We start from the raw sequence: 16,283 nt of genomic DNA on the forward strand, positions 1-16,283 counted from the left end.
GGCGAGAAAGGGGTTCCGGCCTTCATGAAAGACGTACTCAAAATCGGCATCACTTGCTATCCTTCGCTCGGCGGATCGGGCGTGGTAGCAACGGAACTGGGCAAGCTGCTGGCGGAAAAAGGACACGAGGTCCATTTTATCACGCATAGCATTCCTTTCCGGCTGGGTGCTTTTCATAAGAATATTCATTACCACGAAGTCGAAGTCAGCGATTATTACGTATTTCGTTATCCGCCTTACGACTTGTCGTTGGCCTCCAAGATGGCTCAGGTGGTCAAACGGGAAAAGCTCGATATTCTGCATGTCCACTATGCGGTGCCGCATGCGGTCTGCGCTTATTTGGCGAAACAAATGGTCGGCGACGACCTGAAAATTGTTACCACGCTGCACGGAACCGATATTACGGTGCTGGGCCAGGACGAGACGCTCAAAGACCTGATCGCGCTCGCCATTAATCGAAGCGACGCGGTGACAGCGGTCTCGGCCGATCTGATCGGACAGACGCGCCAGGCACTGGATATTACGCGCGATATCGACCTGACGTACAACTTTATCGATAAAAGGGTCTATTATCCGCGCGAAGTATCGACGCTCCGTGCCGAGTTTGCGACGCCGGACGAGAAAATCCTGATGCATATCTCGAATTTTCGTCCCGTGAAACGGGTGCCGGACGTTATTGATGTGTTCAACCGGGTTAATCATGAGATGCCGGCAAAGCTGCTGCTCGTCGGCGAAGGCCCTGATATGCCGAAAGTACAAAGCAAAATCCGGGAACTGGGGCTGGAGGAACGCGTGCATTTTCTGGGCAAGCAGGACGAGATCGCTCAGGTCATTTCGCTTGCGGACATTTTGCTGCTGCCTTCGGAAAAAGAAAGCTTCGGTCTGGTAGCCTTGGAGGCGATGGCCTGCGGCGTGCCGACGGTCGGTTCGGAAGCCGGAGGGATTCCCGAGCTTGTTCAGCATGGTGTGACGGGGTATCTGGCCGCGATCGGTGACACAGAAGCGATGGCGGCTTATGCAACGTCGTTGCTGCGTGATCCGGTGAAAAAGGCAGAAATGCGCGAGGCTTGCCTGGAACGGGCGCACACTCAATTTTGCGACCAGAAGATTATGCGGGAATACGAGGATATTTATTATCGCGTGTTGAAGCGTTGAGCTTCAGTCACGACGATGCAGATTCGGAGAGAAACGGGGTTGAACGATGTGACGCAGTGGAAGCATGCAGATCCGCAGCAGGTGCGGCTTAGTGCAGAGATCCTGCGTACGCTCGAACAAGCGGGCCATACGGCCTGCTGGGTGGGGGGATGCGTTCGCGACGAACTGATCGGACGTCCGGTTAACGATATGGACATCGCGACGTCGGCACGGCCCGAGGAAGTTGCCGATCTGTTTGCGCGTACCGTGCCTACCGGGATCGAGCATGGCACGATGACCGTAGTGATGGAGAAGATTCCGTTCGAGGTCACGACTTTTCGGACGGAAACCGAGTATAAGGATTTTCGTCGACCGGAGGAAGTGACTTTTGTCCGGTCGTTGGATGAGGATCTTAAGCGTCGCGATTTTACGATGAATGCGATCGCCCGTCTGCTGGACGGAACGTTTGTCGATCCTTACGATGGGCGAGCGGATTTGGAGCAGGGCATTATTCGTTGCGTAGGCCAGGCCCGAGAGCGGTTTCGTGAAGATGCGCTGCGAATGCTGCGGGGCGTTCGCTTTGCGTCTGTTTTTGGTTTTGACATGGAGCCTAAGACGTGGGAAGCGTTGCTTGAACTGCGTGACAATATGACGCATATTGCGGCAGAGCGTATACGGGCGGAGTTGGAAAAAATGTTTTCGGGGCCGCGTCCGGCAGACGGTATTCGTCTTTTGGCGCGCAGCGGCCTGCTGGAACAGGCCAAAATCCGTCTGACGCCTGAGAGTCTCGAAGCCGTGAAGCACGAAGCATTGGCCGCTTTGCCGGAAAAGCCGGAGGAACTGCGCTGGGCAGCGCTGCTTGAAGATCTGGGCACTTCCGGCGAGGAAGCGGAGCATGTGCTCAAAAGCTGGACTTTTTCGGGCAACTTCGCCAAGTCGGTCTCGGCACTGCTGCGAATCAATGAGCATATAAAAGAAGCCGAACAAAAAGGGCAACAGCACGCAAAGCTCATTTTTGTCCGCTGTATACTGGATTTCGGTCGTACTTCGGTCGGGAATTGGTTGATCTACCGCTCGACCGTTGATAAGGGTGGCGTTTCGCTTGAACGCGAAACGTTCTGGCTGAAAGAGATTCCGGTTGAATCGGTGCGGGAACTTGCGCTTGGCGGCCATGATATCGTCGCGCATTTGGATCGTAAACCGGGTCCTTGGCTAGGCGTGCGGATTCGTCAGTTGCTTGAAAAGGTTGCGCTTGGACAACTCGTGAATGAGCGTGAAGCTTTGTTGGCTGAGATTGTTCGAATCGAAGCAGAGACTGGCAAGGAGGCGAACCTCGAATGACCGATGCAAACAAACCGAAGGGTGCCAAAGAGCCCAAAAGCAGGGATCGGTTGCTTGATATGTTCGAAGCGGCCCAAGGGGAATATTTGTCGGGCGAAGAGATCAGCCGACGGTTGGGTGTGAGTCGTACCGCGGTATGGAAGCAGATTCGCAGGCTGAAAGAAGCCGGATATGTTTTCGACGCTGCGCCGAAGCTTGGTTATCGACTGGCGGATTCGGATTCGGCCCTCGATGCAAGGCGTATCCAGGCTGCGTTAACGACATCTCGTTTCGGCCGGGAGCTAACCGTGCTGAGCAAGACTGACTCGACACAGACCGAAGCGGAGAAAAAGGCTCATGAAGGCGCGATAGAAGGAACGCTTGTGGTCGCCGAGGAACAGACATCGGGCCGCGGGCGGCAAGGACGCCCTTGGCATTCCCCTCCCGGCCTCGGCGTATGGATGAGTGCGGTGCTGCGTCCCGAAGGGCCCTTGACGGCTGTGCCGCAGCTGACTCTGCTCACGGCGGTTGCCGTTTGCCGGGCGATTCGCGTCGTTAGCGGCGTGGAAGCCGGAATCAAGTGGCCGAACGATCTTTTGGCCGACGGACGAAAACTATGCGGTATTTTGTTGGAAGCCGTCGTGGAAGATGGTCGTGTTCGTCACTGCATCATGGGAATCGGAATCGACGCGAACCTTAGCGAAAGTGATTACCCCGAAGAATTGCGCAGCAAAGTAACGTCTTTGCGGCGTGAATCAGGGGTCGAAGTGGATCGCTCTGCCCTGATTGCGGCGGTCATGAATGAATTCGAAATGCTGTACGGGTTGTATAACGAACGCGGTTTCGAACCGATTCGTTTGTTATGGGAATCCCTTAGCGTGACATTGGGACGCGAGATCGTCGTACGCGATTTGAAAGGCGAACGTCGCGGTATCGCGCATGGTCTTGGCGAGCAGGGAGAGCTTATGATGCGAACGGAGCAAGGCGAGATCATTCCGGTTTATTCGGGCGATATCGAACTGTATCCCGGTGCGAATAACAAAGCCGTTCAATAAATCATTCATTTAGAAGCCTGGGTTTCAACGTTATGACAGGGTGATTTTCAGGCTTGGTTTTGGTATACTGGCGATGTGGAGGCGGTATCGGTGAAACAAGGCCGAACTGCACTGCCGCAAATCGCAGTCCCAGCAAGGCGATCACGTGCATAGGCCATATGCGGATCTGCGTTCCCTTCGAAATCCGACCCGTTTGTTCAGGCGGAATATCGAATCGAACGTAGGGAAAAAGGAAATCCAACCGTTTGCCCAAATGCACGGAGTCGGCAACAAAGGCAACGACCGGGCGAAACATCGCCCAGGCAAGCCCTGCAGTTCTGCTCTGAGCCTAACAAGGACCGAGACAGAAGGGAGAAGCGAATCGTCGCACCCGTTTCTTCTTTACCTTTCGGCCCTTTTGGTGACAGCAAAAGGCTATTTGTGCTGGAGTAAGTTGCAAATCCGGTGCAAAGGCCCACACTATCCACAAAAGGAGCCTGATCACATGGCAGCGAAAAGACCATTAAACGTAGTCAAGATTCGAAAAATGAAAGAACAAAAGGAACGTCTCACCATGATTACCGCTTACGACTATCCTTCGGCAAAACTTGCAGAGGAAGCCGGTATCGATATGATTTTGGTCGGGGATTCCCTGGGTAACGTCGTATTGGGTTATGATTCGACGATTCCGGTCACATTGGACGACATGGTGTATCATTCGAGAGCCACAGCGCGCGGAGCGGGTAATACGTTTATCGTGGCCGACATGCCGTTTATGACCTACCACGGAAGCACAGATGAGACACTCAAAGGCGTGCGTCGCCTGATGCAGGAAGGCCATGCGCATGCCGTTAAAATGGAAGGCGGGCTTGAGATCGCGGCAGCGGTGAAAAGCATCGTGCAATCCGGCGTTCCGGTGCTGGGCCACATCGGCCTGACGCCGCAGTCGGTCAATACCATCGGCGGCTACCGGGTACAGGGCAAAGACGCCGCAGACGCCAAGCGTCTGATGGACGAAGCCAAAGCGCTGGAAGCGGCCGGAGCATTTGCTATCGTGCTGGAACTTGTCGCCGAAGAAACGGCAGCCGCCATTTCGCGCGAACTTTCGATTCCAACGATCGGGATCGGCGCAGGGCGCGAATGCGACGGCCAGGTTCTGGTGTTCCACGACGTGGTCAAGTACGCTTCTCCTTATATGGAAAAACGATTCGTGAAAACATTCGCCGATGTCGGTTCGCAAATTCGCGGCGGCATCGAAGATTACGTGAATGAAGTGAAAAGCGGGGCTTTCCCTGCCGAAAATCATGTGTTCAAAGCGGACGAAGGCGTAAGCGAGTCCCTGGATTCGCTCTATGGCAGCGGGCGCCCTGAAGAAGCGACGCAGCAAAATGAGTCCTCGGCTTCCGATAAAAAGAAAGTAGGGGCGCAAGCATGAAAATCGCCAAAACGATTGCCGAAGTACGATCCGTTATTGCCGAATTGCGAAAAGAACGCAGTAGTTCGGCATCCGGCGATAAAGTAGGATTCGTTCCGACAATGGGATACCTGCATGAAGGCCATGCCAGTCTGTTGCGCCGTTCGCGGCAGGAAAGCGGAATCTCGGTACTGAGCATCTTCGTCAATCCGATCCAATTCGGGCCGAACGAAGATCTTGACCGTTACCCGCGCAGCGAAGAAGCCGATCTGAAGCTGGCGGAGCGCGAAGGCGTAGACGTGGTGTTCCTGCCTTCCGTCGAAGAGATGTATCCGGAAGAACGCAAAACGACTGTAACGGTTACAGGGATCAGCGAGCGTCTATGCGGTGCTTCGCGTCCCGGACATTTTGACGGCGTGGCCACGGTGGTATCGAAGCTGTTCAACATCGTGAAGCCGGATCAAGCCTTTTTCGGTGCCAAGGATGCCCAACAGGTCGCCGTGCTTCAGAAAATGGTCAACGATCTGAACATGGATATCGAGATCATTCCTTGTCCGATCATTCGGGAAGAAGACGGCTTGGCGCTCAGCTCCCGCAACGTCTACCTGAGCGAAGAGCAGCGTCGTGAAGCACTCGTGCTCTCTCGTTCGTTGCGAGCAGCAGCGCTGCGGATCGAAAGTGATGCCGCTGTGACGCCCGGGCAGGTGATCGCGGAGGTGACGACGGCGATTCAACAATCGCCGTTGGCCGAGATCGATTATGTGGACCTGCTGACTTTTCCGAATCTGGAGCCGCTGGACGAACAAGGCGGGTTCAGCAAGCTGCGTGTGTCGGAAGGTTCCGTTATTTTGGCCTTGGCGGTTAAATTCGGCTCTACGCGTCTGATAGACAACACGATCATGAAGCTCAAGGAGGTTCCTTTGCATGTATAGAACGATGATGAAATCCAAGATCCACCGCGCGACCGTTACGGAAGCGAACCTGAACTATGTCGGCAGTATTACCATCGACGAGGATTTGATGGAAGCGGCCGATTTGCTGGAAAACGAAAAAGTGCAAATCGTCGACAATAACAACGGCGAGCGCCTCGAAACCTATGTCATTCCGGGCGAGCGCGGCAGCGGCGTGATCTGCTTGAACGGTGCAGCGGCGCGTCGCGTGCAGCCAGGCGATACCGTCATCATCATTTCGTATGCGTCGATGTCGAATGAGGAAGCTTTGACGCATGAACCTACAGTCGTCTTTGTGGATGCGGGCAACCGCGCGGTCGAGACGGCCGTCAAGGAAATCCACGCAACGATCCGTTAATTTAAAAACCGAATATCGGGTATTCCCCTTCATATTCGCCCTGGCGGCGGCTCCGGCGATCCTCAATGCAGGAATCGTCCGGCGGCCGCCGTTTGTGTCGTGGGATACCGGATCAAACTCTACAAAACTCACGCTTTTTTGAACTTTAAGAAGTGGTGAACGGTTTCCCAAACTGCCTTTTGTCTGGTATGCTGGTAAGGAAAACCGATTGAAAGGATTTATCGACACCATGAAATTTGCCGTGCTGGATTTTGAAACGACGGGCACTCAGGCATCGGATGCCATCATCCAGATCGGGCTGAGCGTCATCAACCATGATCTTGAGATCGTGGAGACCTACCAATCCCTGGTCAATCCCGGCGTCCCGCTCCCTCCGTTCATTGCTGAACTGACGGGAATCCGCGAAGAACAGCTTGGCGAGGCTCCGGGACTGGACGAAGCGATCATCGGGATGATTCCGCTTCTTGACGATGCCGTTCTGATCGGACACAATGTGGCGTTCGATTTCGGGTTTTTGCAGCGTGCGCTTGATCAGACCGGATATTTGCCGTTTACGGGACGAATTCTGGATACGATCGACCTGCTGCGTATCTTGTACCCTTCGATTACGAGCTACCAGCTTGGCGCAGTTGCATCGCAGTTCGGCGTTCCTCACGAACGACCGCATCAGGCCGATAGCGATGCGTTGGCAACGGCGCACGTTTTTTTGCACTGCCTGGAGGAAGCTCGATCCCTGCCGCTGATTACGCTTCAACGTGTAGCCGAGCTGCTTGAAGGAGATAGCGATCTGGGCTGGTTTTTCCAGACACTGGTTGAAGAGAAAGAGCTTGAAGAATTGCCGGATGGCGGAGAGTTCAAGTTCTATCGCCAATTTGCGTTGAAAGCCGGAGAGTGGGCAGAAGTTCCGCCCGCGAGGGAAATTCGGGACGGCAATCCGCTTGAAGACCTTTCGTTCGCGGATTTTCTGGAGCAGGTGCAGGATAATCTGCGCGCGGAATTGCCGGGTTACGAGGAACGTGAATCTCAGAACATGATGTTCGGCAAAGTGCAGGAAGCGTTCGGAAGCGACAAACATCTTTTGATCGAGGCGGGAACAGGAACGGGCAAATCGCTCGGTTATCTGATTCCGTCCATTTACGAGAGCGTGCGCAATGACCGCAAAGTGATGATCAGTACGCATACAATCAACTTGCAGGAGCAACTGCGCGAACGCGACGTACCGTTGTTGACCCGAGTCGTACCTTTTGAGTTCCGTGCTTCCGTGTTCAAGGGGCGTCAGCATTATTTGTGCATGCGCAAATTGGAGCAAAAAATCGATCGGCGCGAATTCGTACATCCGGCGGACGATGCGATGACGTCGGCGCAGCTTGTCGTCTGGTTAACGCGAACGCAAAGCGGCGACGACGAGGAACTGAACCTGGGGATCGGGCGCGGGCAAGATTTCTGGGACACGGTGGCGAGCGAGACAGACTCCTGTCTGGGACGGGCTTGTCCGTGGTTTAGAAGCTGCTTCTACTACAGGGCCAAGCATGAAGCCACGATGGCCGATGTTGTCGTGACGAACCATTCCAAGTTGTTTTCCGATGTCAAGGCTGACGATCAGCTGCTGCCTGCTTACGAGCGGTTGGTCATTGACGAAGCGCATCACCTTGAAGACGTAGCCGGTAAGCATCTGGGGCTGCATTTGAAATATTTCTCGTTTGTTCATTCGATGACCCGTTTGTACAAGGACTCGAAAAACGGTCAATTGTCAGCGTTGCGTCAGCTTCTCGGCCGTCTCAGTCACGAGAAAACCAATGACTGGACCCGGGCTATCGACGATGTGATTCCGGAGCTGATCGATGCAAAAGAAAGCTGGGACAAGTTGACCGAACTGCTCTACACGCTGCTACCGGACCGCGCAGACCCGTCAGCGCCCGAAGCGGGGCAGCATACGCTGCGCTTGACGGCAGGCGAATATCCAAAAGGCTGGGATACTTTATCGACGCTGGAGGACCAGATCTACGTGGGACTTGGGGAAGCGATACGGCGCGGCGAACGCATGGCGGCTTCCGTGAAGGAAGATAGCGGCGATTATACGGCTGAAGGTCTGGCGACGGATATTTCCGGGCTGCTTAAAGATCTATCGGAGGCAAGAGAGTCGCTGCGTTTCTTTATGCGACTCGACGACGGAAGTACCGTGTATTGGCTGGAAGGCAGTTCGCAATTCAAAAGCAAGTCGCTACAGTTGTATGCCGTGCCGATTGATGTCAGTGCCCAGCTACAGCAGCACTTTTTTGATAAAAAGAAAAGCATTGTCCTGACGTCAGCTACTTTGGCCGTGGACAAAAAGTTTGATTATATGATCGATCAGCTTGGACTTCGGGAATCCGCTTCGCAAAAAAGGCTGTTAACCGAAGTGTTGCCTTCTCCGTTCAATTATCGAGAGCAAGCGCTGTTGATTGTTCCGAGAGATTTCCCGAGTGTCAGAGGGCAGAATGCCGACGTCGGATTTTTGGCAGCGTTGACGGATTCGCTGGCGCGCACGGCAGAGGCGACCCAGGGTCGGATGCTTGTTTTGTTCACGTCGTACCGTATGCTTCGGCAGGTGTACGAACCGCTGAAGGAGATGCTGGCTTCCTCGGGTATTTCGATTATCGGCCAGGGCGTAGACAGCGGAAGTCGGAGTCGGTTGACCCGGCGTTTCATGGAGAATCCGAAGTCCGTTCTTTTGGGCACAAGCAGCTTCTGGGAAGGCGTAGACATTCCGGGCGATGCGTTAACCTGCTTGGCGATCGTCCGCCTGCCTTTCCAGCCGCCAAGCCATCCGCTGCTCGAGGCCAAAAGCGAACTGCTTAAGCGTCAGAATCTCAATCCGTTTATGAAGCTTTCCGTGCCGCAGGCGGTTATTCGTTTCAAGCAGGGCTTTGGCCGCTTGGTACGGACGCGCCGCGACCGCGGGATCGTTATCGTGTATGACACGCGCGTGATTGAATCTTATTACGGCAAATACTTTTTATACTCGCTTCCCGGCCCGAAAATGGAGCATATGAATCTCGACCAGATTGTGCCGAGAGTCGAAGAATGGTTGGAGCCGGAAGTAAAGGCGGATTAATTTTTTTCCCTAGGAGGGAACTTGAATGAAAGCGGAAAAAATTTCGGAAGCCGTCGTTCGCAGACTTCCCGTTTATTTGCGTCACCTGACCGAACTTCATAAACGCGAAGTGATGACGGTGTCATCGCAAGAACTTGGACAAAAGCTGGATCTCAATCCGGCGCAGATCCGTAAGGATCTTGCCTATTTTGGCGATTTCGGCCGGAAAGGCATCGGCTATGACGTGTCTTATCTGATTGAGAAAATTCGCCATATCCTCAAGCTGGACCGTCAGATCAACGTGGCGTTGATTGGTGCCGGTAATTTGGGACACGCGCTGTCCAACTACAATATGTACTTGAAAGAAAGCATGAAAATCGTAGCGGTTTTCGATTCGTATACGCCGAAGATTGGCACAAAGATCAATATGCTGACGGTGCAACCGATCGAGGAATTGAAAGAAACGGTAATCGAAAAAAATATTCGTGTCGGCATCATTACGGTTCCGGATTCGGAAGCGCAGCGCGTTGCCGATCAACTGGTGGAAGCCGGAGTCGAAGCGATTCTGAATTTTGCTCCGACCGTGCTTAAGGTGCCAACCGAAGTGCGGATTCACGCAGCTGACTTCACCACCGATCTGCTGAGTCTCGCTTATTACCTCGACAACGGAAAGGAAACTGAAGTCCATGACAACGACAAACAGCCCGAAGAAGTGGATCATTAAAAACGGCGTTTTCGCCACTGCTGAGCAAGGAGGCGTCGTACACGGCTGTATGGTTATTGACGGCGGCACGATCGCTTACATCGGAGCCGAAGAGCCGGAAGACGCGCGTGACTTGCCGTCCGTTGATGGCAAAGGCTTGTTGTTCATGCCGGGTCTTGTCAACAGCCACGGACACACGGCAATGTCGTTGCTGCGTGGTTATGGCGATGATATGGTGCTTCAGGAGTGGCTTCAGCAAAAAATGTGGCCGATGGAAGCCAAGTTCACGTCAAACGACGTGTATTGGGGCAGTTCTCTGTCGATCATGGAAATGCTAAAAAGCGGTACGACGACATTTCTGGATATGTACGATCATATGGACCGGGTAGCGGAAGCTGTAGAGAAATCCGGTATGCGCGCTTCGTTGACACGGGGTGTCATTGGCTTGTGTTCAGAGGAAGAACAGGAACGCAAATTGGCGGATGCTATCTCGTTCGCGAAAACGTGGCATGGCGGCGCGGACGGTCGTATTACGGTCATGATGTCTCCGCACGCGCCTTATACCTGTCCGCCAGCTTACATTGAACGGTTTGTACAGGCTGCCCATGATCTGGATCTGCCTTTGCATACGCATATGTCGGAAACGGCAGCGGAAGTGGAGCAGAACGTTCGTGATTACGGACTCCGTCCGGTGGCGCATCTGGAAAAGTTGGGCTTCTTCTCGCGTCCGTCGATGGTCGCGCACGCCGTACATTTGAACGACGAAGAAATCGAAACGCTTGCAGCCAATAAGGTCGCCGTGTCCCATAATCCGGGCAGCAACCTCAAATTGGCGAGCGGCGTAGCCAAAGTGCCGCAAATGCTCAAAGCTGGCGTGGTCGTCTCGCTCGGCACGGACAGTTCGGCAAGCAACAACAACCTGGACATGTTCGAAGAGATGCGCCTTGCGGCATTGATCCACAAAGGGGTGTCTGGCGATCCGACGGCTGTTCCTGCGCTGGAAGCTTTGCGTATGGGAACCTTGTACGGGGCTCAGTCGTTGTATCTTGAGAATCTGGGTACGCTTGCTGCCGGCATGAAGGCAGACTTTGTGGCTTTGGATATCGAGCAGGCGCATTTCTTGCCACGTACGGACTATGTTTCGCATATCGTCTATTCGGCAGCTGGACAGGACGTGCGTCATGTCTGGGTGGACGGTCGCCAGATTGTGAAGAATCGTGAGTGCCTGACCCTGGACGAAGAGAAAATCCGGTTCGAAGCGCAAGCTGCTTTCGAAGGGCTGTTGGCTCGATAAACCGGACACCGGGAGGAAAGACAACGTGGGTAAGCGTGCAAAAATTATTTTGCTGGCGGTGCTCATTCTTTTGATCCTGCTCTCGGGAGCGTATTTGTATTACACCATCTCGATGCAGGATCGAACGAGCGAACGCAATGCGGCAATCGCGGCAGCTCGTACTCAAGCACGACTGACGGAAGTGGAACGTGCCGACAAATGGGTCTGGGGCGAAAATTCTATTTTCTGGGTTGTATTGGGCACGACTGCTGCAGGCGAAGAAGAATATGTATGGATGAAATACAATGCGGACGGTACGCCGGCTGAAGGGCAAAATGCACTACGAACGCTTCCTGTCTCTGGAACCGTTACGCGCGACGATATGCGCAGCCGATTCGAAGCCGAGCTTCCGGATGCCAAGTTGATTCGTCTTCTGCCGGGTGTATATAGCAATCAATATATATGGCAGATTTTTTATGAACAGAACGATACGCGTTACTACCGATTCTATAATCTCAAGGATGGCAGTGAGGTCGGACAACCTTCTGCTTTGCCTAAGTGGTAGGAATCGTTTCCGTCCTGTGACTGGAATTAAAAACAGCCTCTTCCCGATCGGGAAGAGGCTGTTTTGTATGCTTTTTGCTTGTTTTTGCAGACTTGCTTCAAAGCAAGCAGATTCTTTCAGTGGGCTTTTCTCAGTCAAAACCGTGCCGAGCAAGCACTTGAGAAAAAGGTCACAAATTAGAAAATGGGAAAACGGTGTGATATACTTATGCTCAACAAAGGTTTAAATTTGGATGAAAGAAGGAAATCGACGGTTTGGTTTGATCGAGGTTCTTTTGTAATTCGCAAATGGATACTATACTCTGCCCCATGCTTAAACACACAGCAAGAAGAGGAGAAATGCCCATTGAAGATTCGTGTGCTGCCTGTTGCCGTGACCGCGGCATTGTCACTCATCCTTCTGCTCGGAGGATGGTTCATGTATCGTCAAACTGCTCTTGAGCGTCCGATCGAACAGATGCTCGCGAAATATCCAGGCGTTACCAGCGCCCAAGCTCATATTACCCAGAACCAGGCTATATTGAAACTTGATTTGGAATCGAATGTCGATATTCGCGGAATGGTCGCCCAACTTCGCAAAGAGCAAAGCTCTATTTTGGAAGATCGTTCGATCAAACTGGAGATTGCCGACCACTCGACGCCGGAGATCGAAGAACTTTGGAAGCAGGCTTCATTCTCGGTTGCCGAAGCGATGGCCAATAAGCGTTATACGATGATTCCGAACACGTTATCCAAAATTCAAAACGAAAATAACGGATACACCATTTCCAGCGATATGGATGACCGCTACGTGTACGTTGCCTTAAGTTCCGCGTCGGACAAAAAGGCCAACAAATACATTATTCTGCCGCTGGCCGCGGCGACGGGAACAGGGGGACAATACAATGCCTAAATGGACAATGGAAATATTGATCGGTTTTTCGGCGGCACTCGTGATTTTCCTCGGCCTTATCGGAGTCAACATCTTGCCGTTTGCAGTGATGGCGCTGATCGGCGTCGGCATATTCGCTATTTTACAGATGCGCGGCGGCTTGGCCGTTGGCGCGGCGCAAGACCGCAAACGCAAAAAGCAAAAGCCCGAAAAGTTCACGTTCGAACAAATCGGCGGACAAGACAATTCCAAGCAGGAACTGCGCGAAGCATTGGATTTTTTGATCAAACACGAAGAAATCAAAAAGCTCGGTATTCGTCCGCTAAAAGGCATTCTGTTGACCGGGCCTCCGGGAACAGGCAAAACGCTGATGGCGAAAGCCGCGGCTCACTATACGGATTCGATCTTCGTTGCGGCTTCGGGCAGCGATTTCGTTGAAATGTACGTAGGTGTCGGCGCGGGGCGTATTCGCGATCTTTTCAAAGATGCCCGTGCCCGTGCGGCTCAGGAAAAAAAGCAGAGCGCTATTATTTTTATTGACGAGATCGACGTAATCGGCGGTAAACGCGAAGGCGGACAGCAGCGCGAGTATGATCAGACGCTGAACCAGCTTCTGACCGAAATGGACGGCATCTATAACAACGACGAGCCGCGCATTTTGGTTATCGCCGCGACGAACCGCAAAGAAATGCTGGATGCCGCGCTGCTTCGGCCGGGGCGTTTCGATCGTCATATCCAGGTCGATTTGCCCGATAAAAAAGGCCGCAAGCATATTTTGGAACTCCATGCGAAAAGCCGCCCGGTGGCGGAACATGCCGATCTGGACCGTATTGCGGAGGAAGCGTACGGCTTCTCCGGCGCGCAGCTCGAAAGCGTGATGAACGAAGCGGCAATCTATGCGATGCGGGATAAACAAGCCGTGATCGATCAACAGCATCTATCGCGTGCGATTGATAAAGTGATGCTGGGCGAAAGAACGGATCGTGAGACGAGCGCGGAAGAAAAACGCCGTGTGGCAATTCACGAGCTTGGACATGCCATCATGGCTGAGTTACTGCGTCCCGGAAGCGTGAGTCAAGTTGCGTTAAGCCCTCGCGGACAGGCATTGGGTTATGTGCGCCATAATCCTCAAAAAGAACAGTATTTGTATACCAAGCAGTTCCTCGAAGAACAGATCATGATTGCCCTGGCTGGTTCCGCCGCGGAAGAACTGTATTACGGCGGCCGCAGCACAGGATCGCGCGGCGACTTCGAACAAGCGCTGGATCTGGTCGAAAACATGATCGTATCCGGTCTGACCGATCTGGGGATCGTCAGCCTGAAGATGTTGACCAAGGAAGAATTAATGAAGCACAATGATAAAATTTTGCGTGCCTTAACCGAATCTACACGCAATGAATTGGAACGGTACCGCAAAGTGTTCGAAGGCTCGCTGGATATTCTGATGCACGAAGAGGTCCTCTCGGGCGAACAATTCCGTGCCCAGTTCCGTGAATTGTCGCAGCTGCCTGCTTGAACGCACGGATATAAAGATTAAATCGAAAAGCCCGACCTTTAGCCAATAGCTAAAGTCGGGTTTTTTTGATCCGAAAAATACCGGGAGCGAATATCAGTTATGGTGTTCGACATCGCCTAATAGCTTCAAAGCCGAAGCGGCCCGAGGCCATCCCGCGTAAAAGGCCAAGTGCGAGAAAGCGGCGGACAACTCCGTTTGTGTCAGGCCGTGAGCTTGCGCGAGTTGGATATGAAACGGAATCTGGTCTAAAGCGCCTTCCGAGACGAGAGCCGCAAGCGTGACGAGGCTGCGTTCGCGAGGAGACAACGTCGGGTCTTTCCAGATTTCGCCGAACAAAACAGTGCGTGTATGTTCGGCAAAAGAGGGTGAAACGCGCGCGTAATCAGCTCCGGCCGAATCGGTCAGGGCGGAGACGCATGCGGATTCTTCGTCCTGTACGGATCGAAGCCAAGTCGGCGGCGTTTCGATCATCTGTGCGCGGCCAAGCCCGAACGACCAGTTTTCCAGCTGCGTTTCCGACAGTACGATAAATACGTCTTCCCGGCGGATATTGCAGCGCGCAGCCAAACGATCGGCCGCATCTTTATAGAAAGCTTGTTTTTGCGCCGAACTTCGTCCACATGCAAGCGTGACCTCGATATACAGAAGCGCTTCGCTTCGTTCCACCGACAAATAGCGAGGACTGAAGAAAAATTCGCCAGGTTCGATTGCGTGAAAAACGTGGAAAAAATCGTCAGGCGGAATCCGGAAATGTTCGATCAACGATTCCAAAAGCGTTTCGGCACAGAGTCGGAGCTGATCCGCATCGTAATGGTTGCGTGAGTAGCTGGTTCGGACAAAAGGCAACATGATCACTCCTTTTCGCAAGATGAAGCTATTGTATCTGTAAAATATGTATTCGTATAATAGATAATAAGTATTAAAAAAACGAAAAAAGAAATGGAGATTATTGGGTTGGGCTTAAAAGAACTCATCGCTTTTCGGGCGGTAATCGAGCAGGGAACGTTTGCCAAGGCGGCGGAAAAATTGCATTACGCGCAGTCGACGGTCACTTCGCAAATTCAACGGTTGGAAAAAGAATTGGGGTTTTTGTTATTCAAGCGAGGCTGGGAAGCGGAGCTTACGGAGGCCGGACGCTTATATGCGGCGGAAGTGGACGGGTTGATTCGCCATTGGAACCATGTTCGTGGCTTGGCTGCGGAACTCGGTAACGAAGAACGCGGAACCTTATCTTTTGGCGTGATCGAACCTGTTGCGGAAAAAATGTTGGGAGAACTGCTTGCCGCTTTTCGAAACGAAAAACCGGGCATCGAATGTGCGGTCACTATCGATTCCAGTGAGCGTTTGGCTCTTGCACTGCACGACGGAGAGCTGTCCTTCGCTTTATGCGGTCAGCCGAGAAGTCTGGGAGATGCTTTTTTTGATCCCTTGTATAGCGAAGAGATTGTATTCGTAGTCGATAAGACGCACGTGCTTGCCGAAAAAGAAAGCCTCACGCTGGAAGACTTTTATCGATATCCCCTTGTTACAGGCGGCGAGCAGTGCTTATATCATCTGCGGCTTGAACAAACTTTCGCGACGTATGCGACGAAGCCTTTCAGCTATACGGTCAGCCGTTTATCTTCGATTCCGAACGTAGCGAGCGCGCTTCAAGGAATCGGTGCAATCTTGACTTCCACTGTTGTGCCGGAAAACATGCAATATATGCCTTTTGCACTCGAAGATTCCAAGATTCCGATCGGACTGCTGCAAAACGGAAAAAGCCGTTATCGAAGCCCCGGTTTGGACGTATTTACGCAGTTGATTCGCAATGCTCACAAAATTTCCGCAAGTCGCTTCTCGCCTGCACATTATTCGGAGGTATGATAGAAATATGTGTCCGCGCACAGTCGACAATGCCTGTTCGAACTCTTCTTATCATTTTTTTGTATTTTCGAATATTTTTAAGCTGCAATTTCTTTTTTACATTTCGGGTATGCTAAGATATGATTAGATGTTGGGAATGCAAGACGCTCATGTCGGCTGTAGGAGTGGACAATCTTGCATGAGAGACCAGAAAGGATGAATACTAGA

At 52.7% G+C, this 16,283-nt stretch carries 14 protein-coding genes; 13 read left to right on the forward strand and 1 reads right to left on the reverse strand.

What is annotated here, in order from left to right:
• Window positions 1–24 precede the first annotated feature (24 nt).
• The 12 genes from bshA to WKI47_RS12260 all read left to right on the forward strand — a co-directional run bounded on the left by bshA (window position 25) and on the right by WKI47_RS12260 (window position 14,210).
• Window positions 25–1,155, forward strand: a complete 1,131-nt coding sequence (gene bshA / locus WKI47_RS12205; protein WP_340227389.1) for an N-acetyl-alpha-D-glucosaminyl L-malate synthase BshA — start codon at window positions 25–27, stop codon at window positions 1,153–1,155.
• A gap of 48 nt (window positions 1,156–1,203) precedes the next feature.
• Window positions 1,204–2,475 carry a CCA tRNA nucleotidyltransferase gene (locus WKI47_RS12210; protein WP_340227525.1) on the forward strand — a complete coding sequence of 424 codons (1,272 nt, stop codon included), beginning with the start codon at window positions 1,204–1,206 and terminating at the stop codon, window positions 2,473–2,475.
• Window positions 2,472–3,509 (forward strand): biotin--[acetyl-CoA-carboxylase] ligase, encoded by a 1,038-nt coding sequence (locus tag WKI47_RS12215; protein WP_340227390.1) that lies wholly within the window; start codon window positions 2,472–2,474, stop codon window positions 3,507–3,509. Before WKI47_RS12210 ends, WKI47_RS12215 begins: the two co-directional genes overlap by 4 nt.
• Window positions 3,510–3,993: 484 nt before the next feature.
• Window positions 3,994–4,923, forward strand: coding sequence for a 3-methyl-2-oxobutanoate hydroxymethyltransferase (gene panB, locus WKI47_RS12220; protein WP_340227391.1), 930 nt, complete (start codon window positions 3,994–3,996; stop codon window positions 4,921–4,923).
• On the forward strand, window positions 4,920–5,834 hold the full coding sequence (panC, locus tag WKI47_RS12225) for a pantoate--beta-alanine ligase (RefSeq protein WP_340227392.1): 915 nt from the start codon (window positions 4,920–4,922) through the stop codon (window positions 5,832–5,834). Before panB ends, panC begins: the two co-directional genes overlap by 4 nt.
• The gene (gene panD, locus WKI47_RS12230) at window positions 5,827–6,210 is read left to right on the forward strand and encodes an aspartate 1-decarboxylase (protein ID WP_340227393.1); all 384 of its coding nucleotides are present in this window, start codon (window positions 5,827–5,829) and stop codon (window positions 6,208–6,210) included. The genes panC and panD overlap by 8 nt, the downstream gene beginning before the upstream one ends.
• Window positions 6,211–6,439: 229 nt before the next feature.
• Complete coding sequence (gene dinG / locus WKI47_RS12235; protein WP_340227394.1) at window positions 6,440–9,304, forward strand: ATP-dependent DNA helicase DinG; 2,865 nt, start codon at window positions 6,440–6,442, stop codon at window positions 9,302–9,304.
• A gap of 25 nt (window positions 9,305–9,329) precedes the next feature.
• The gene (locus WKI47_RS12240; protein ID WP_340227395.1) at window positions 9,330–10,007 is read left to right on the forward strand and encodes a redox-sensing transcriptional repressor Rex; all 678 of its coding nucleotides are present in this window, start codon (window positions 9,330–9,332) and stop codon (window positions 10,005–10,007) included.
• On the forward strand, window positions 9,970–11,280 hold the full coding sequence (locus WKI47_RS12245) for an amidohydrolase (protein ID WP_340227396.1): 1,311 nt from the start codon (window positions 9,970–9,972) through the stop codon (window positions 11,278–11,280). Before WKI47_RS12240 ends, WKI47_RS12245 begins: the two co-directional genes overlap by 38 nt.
• Before the next feature lie 25 nt (window positions 11,281–11,305).
• Complete coding sequence (locus WKI47_RS12250; RefSeq protein WP_340227397.1) at window positions 11,306–11,824, forward strand: DUF5590 domain-containing protein; 519 nt, start codon at window positions 11,306–11,308, stop codon at window positions 11,822–11,824.
• 345 nt (window positions 11,825–12,169) lie between these two features.
• Window positions 12,170–12,715 (forward strand): hypothetical protein, encoded by a 546-nt coding sequence (locus WKI47_RS12255; protein WP_340227398.1) that lies wholly within the window; start codon window positions 12,170–12,172, stop codon window positions 12,713–12,715.
• Entirely contained in the window at window positions 12,708–14,210 is a 1,503-nt protein-coding gene (locus tag WKI47_RS12260; protein ID WP_340227399.1) for an AAA family ATPase, read from the forward strand. Before WKI47_RS12255 ends, WKI47_RS12260 begins: the two co-directional genes overlap by 8 nt.
• Before the next feature lie 93 nt (window positions 14,211–14,303).
• On the opposite strand, the gene WKI47_RS12265 is transcribed toward WKI47_RS12260, so the two are convergent.
• Window positions 14,304–15,059 carry a tautomerase family protein gene (locus WKI47_RS12265; protein ID WP_340227400.1) on the reverse strand — a complete coding sequence of 252 codons (756 nt, stop codon included), beginning with the start codon at window positions 15,057–15,059 and terminating at the stop codon, window positions 14,304–14,306.
• Window positions 15,060–15,164: 105 nt separating this feature from the next.
• On the opposite strand from WKI47_RS12265, the gene WKI47_RS12270 reads away from it, so the two are divergent.
• Window positions 15,165–16,076, forward strand: a complete 912-nt coding sequence (locus WKI47_RS12270) for a LysR family transcriptional regulator (protein ID WP_340227401.1) — start codon at window positions 15,165–15,167, stop codon at window positions 16,074–16,076.
• Window positions 16,077–16,283 lie beyond the last annotated feature (207 nt).

The organism is Saccharibacillus sacchari, assembly GCF_037722395.1.
In the GTDB taxonomy this organism is placed as follows: domain Bacteria; phylum Bacillota; class Bacilli; order Paenibacillales; family Paenibacillaceae; genus Saccharibacillus; species Saccharibacillus sacchari_A.

What these genes read in the sequence shown, in the direction of transcription:
- WKI47_RS12260 (WP_340227399.1), top strand. Translation starts at nt 12,708, where the DNA reads ATGCCTAAATGGACAATGGAAATATTGATCGGTTTTTCGGCGGCACTC.
- dinG (WP_340227394.1), top strand. Translation starts at nt 6,440, where the DNA reads ATGAAATTTGCCGTGCTGGATTTTGAAACGACGGGCACTCAGGCATCG.
- WKI47_RS12245 (WP_340227396.1), top strand. Translation starts at nt 9,970, where the DNA reads ATGACAACGACAAACAGCCCGAAGAAGTGGATCATTAAAAACGGCGTT.
- WKI47_RS12215 (WP_340227390.1), top strand. Translation starts at nt 2,472, where the DNA reads ATGACCGATGCAAACAAACCGAAGGGTGCCAAAGAGCCCAAAAGCAGG.
- panB (WP_340227391.1), top strand. Translation starts at nt 3,994, where the DNA reads ATGGCAGCGAAAAGACCATTAAACGTAGTCAAGATTCGAAAAATGAAA.
- panC (WP_340227392.1), top strand. Translation starts at nt 4,920, where the DNA reads ATGAAAATCGCCAAAACGATTGCCGAAGTACGATCCGTTATTGCCGAA.
- bshA (WP_340227389.1), top strand. Translation starts at nt 25, where the DNA reads ATGAAAGACGTACTCAAAATCGGCATCACTTGCTATCCTTCGCTCGGC.
- WKI47_RS12265 (WP_340227400.1), bottom strand. Translation starts at nt 15,059, where the DNA reads ATGTTGCCTTTTGTCCGAACCAGCTACTCACGCAACCATTACGATGCG.
- panD (WP_340227393.1), top strand. Translation starts at nt 5,827, where the DNA reads ATGTATAGAACGATGATGAAATCCAAGATCCACCGCGCGACCGTTACG.
- WKI47_RS12240 (WP_340227395.1), top strand. Translation starts at nt 9,330, where the DNA reads ATGAAAGCGGAAAAAATTTCGGAAGCCGTCGTTCGCAGACTTCCCGTT.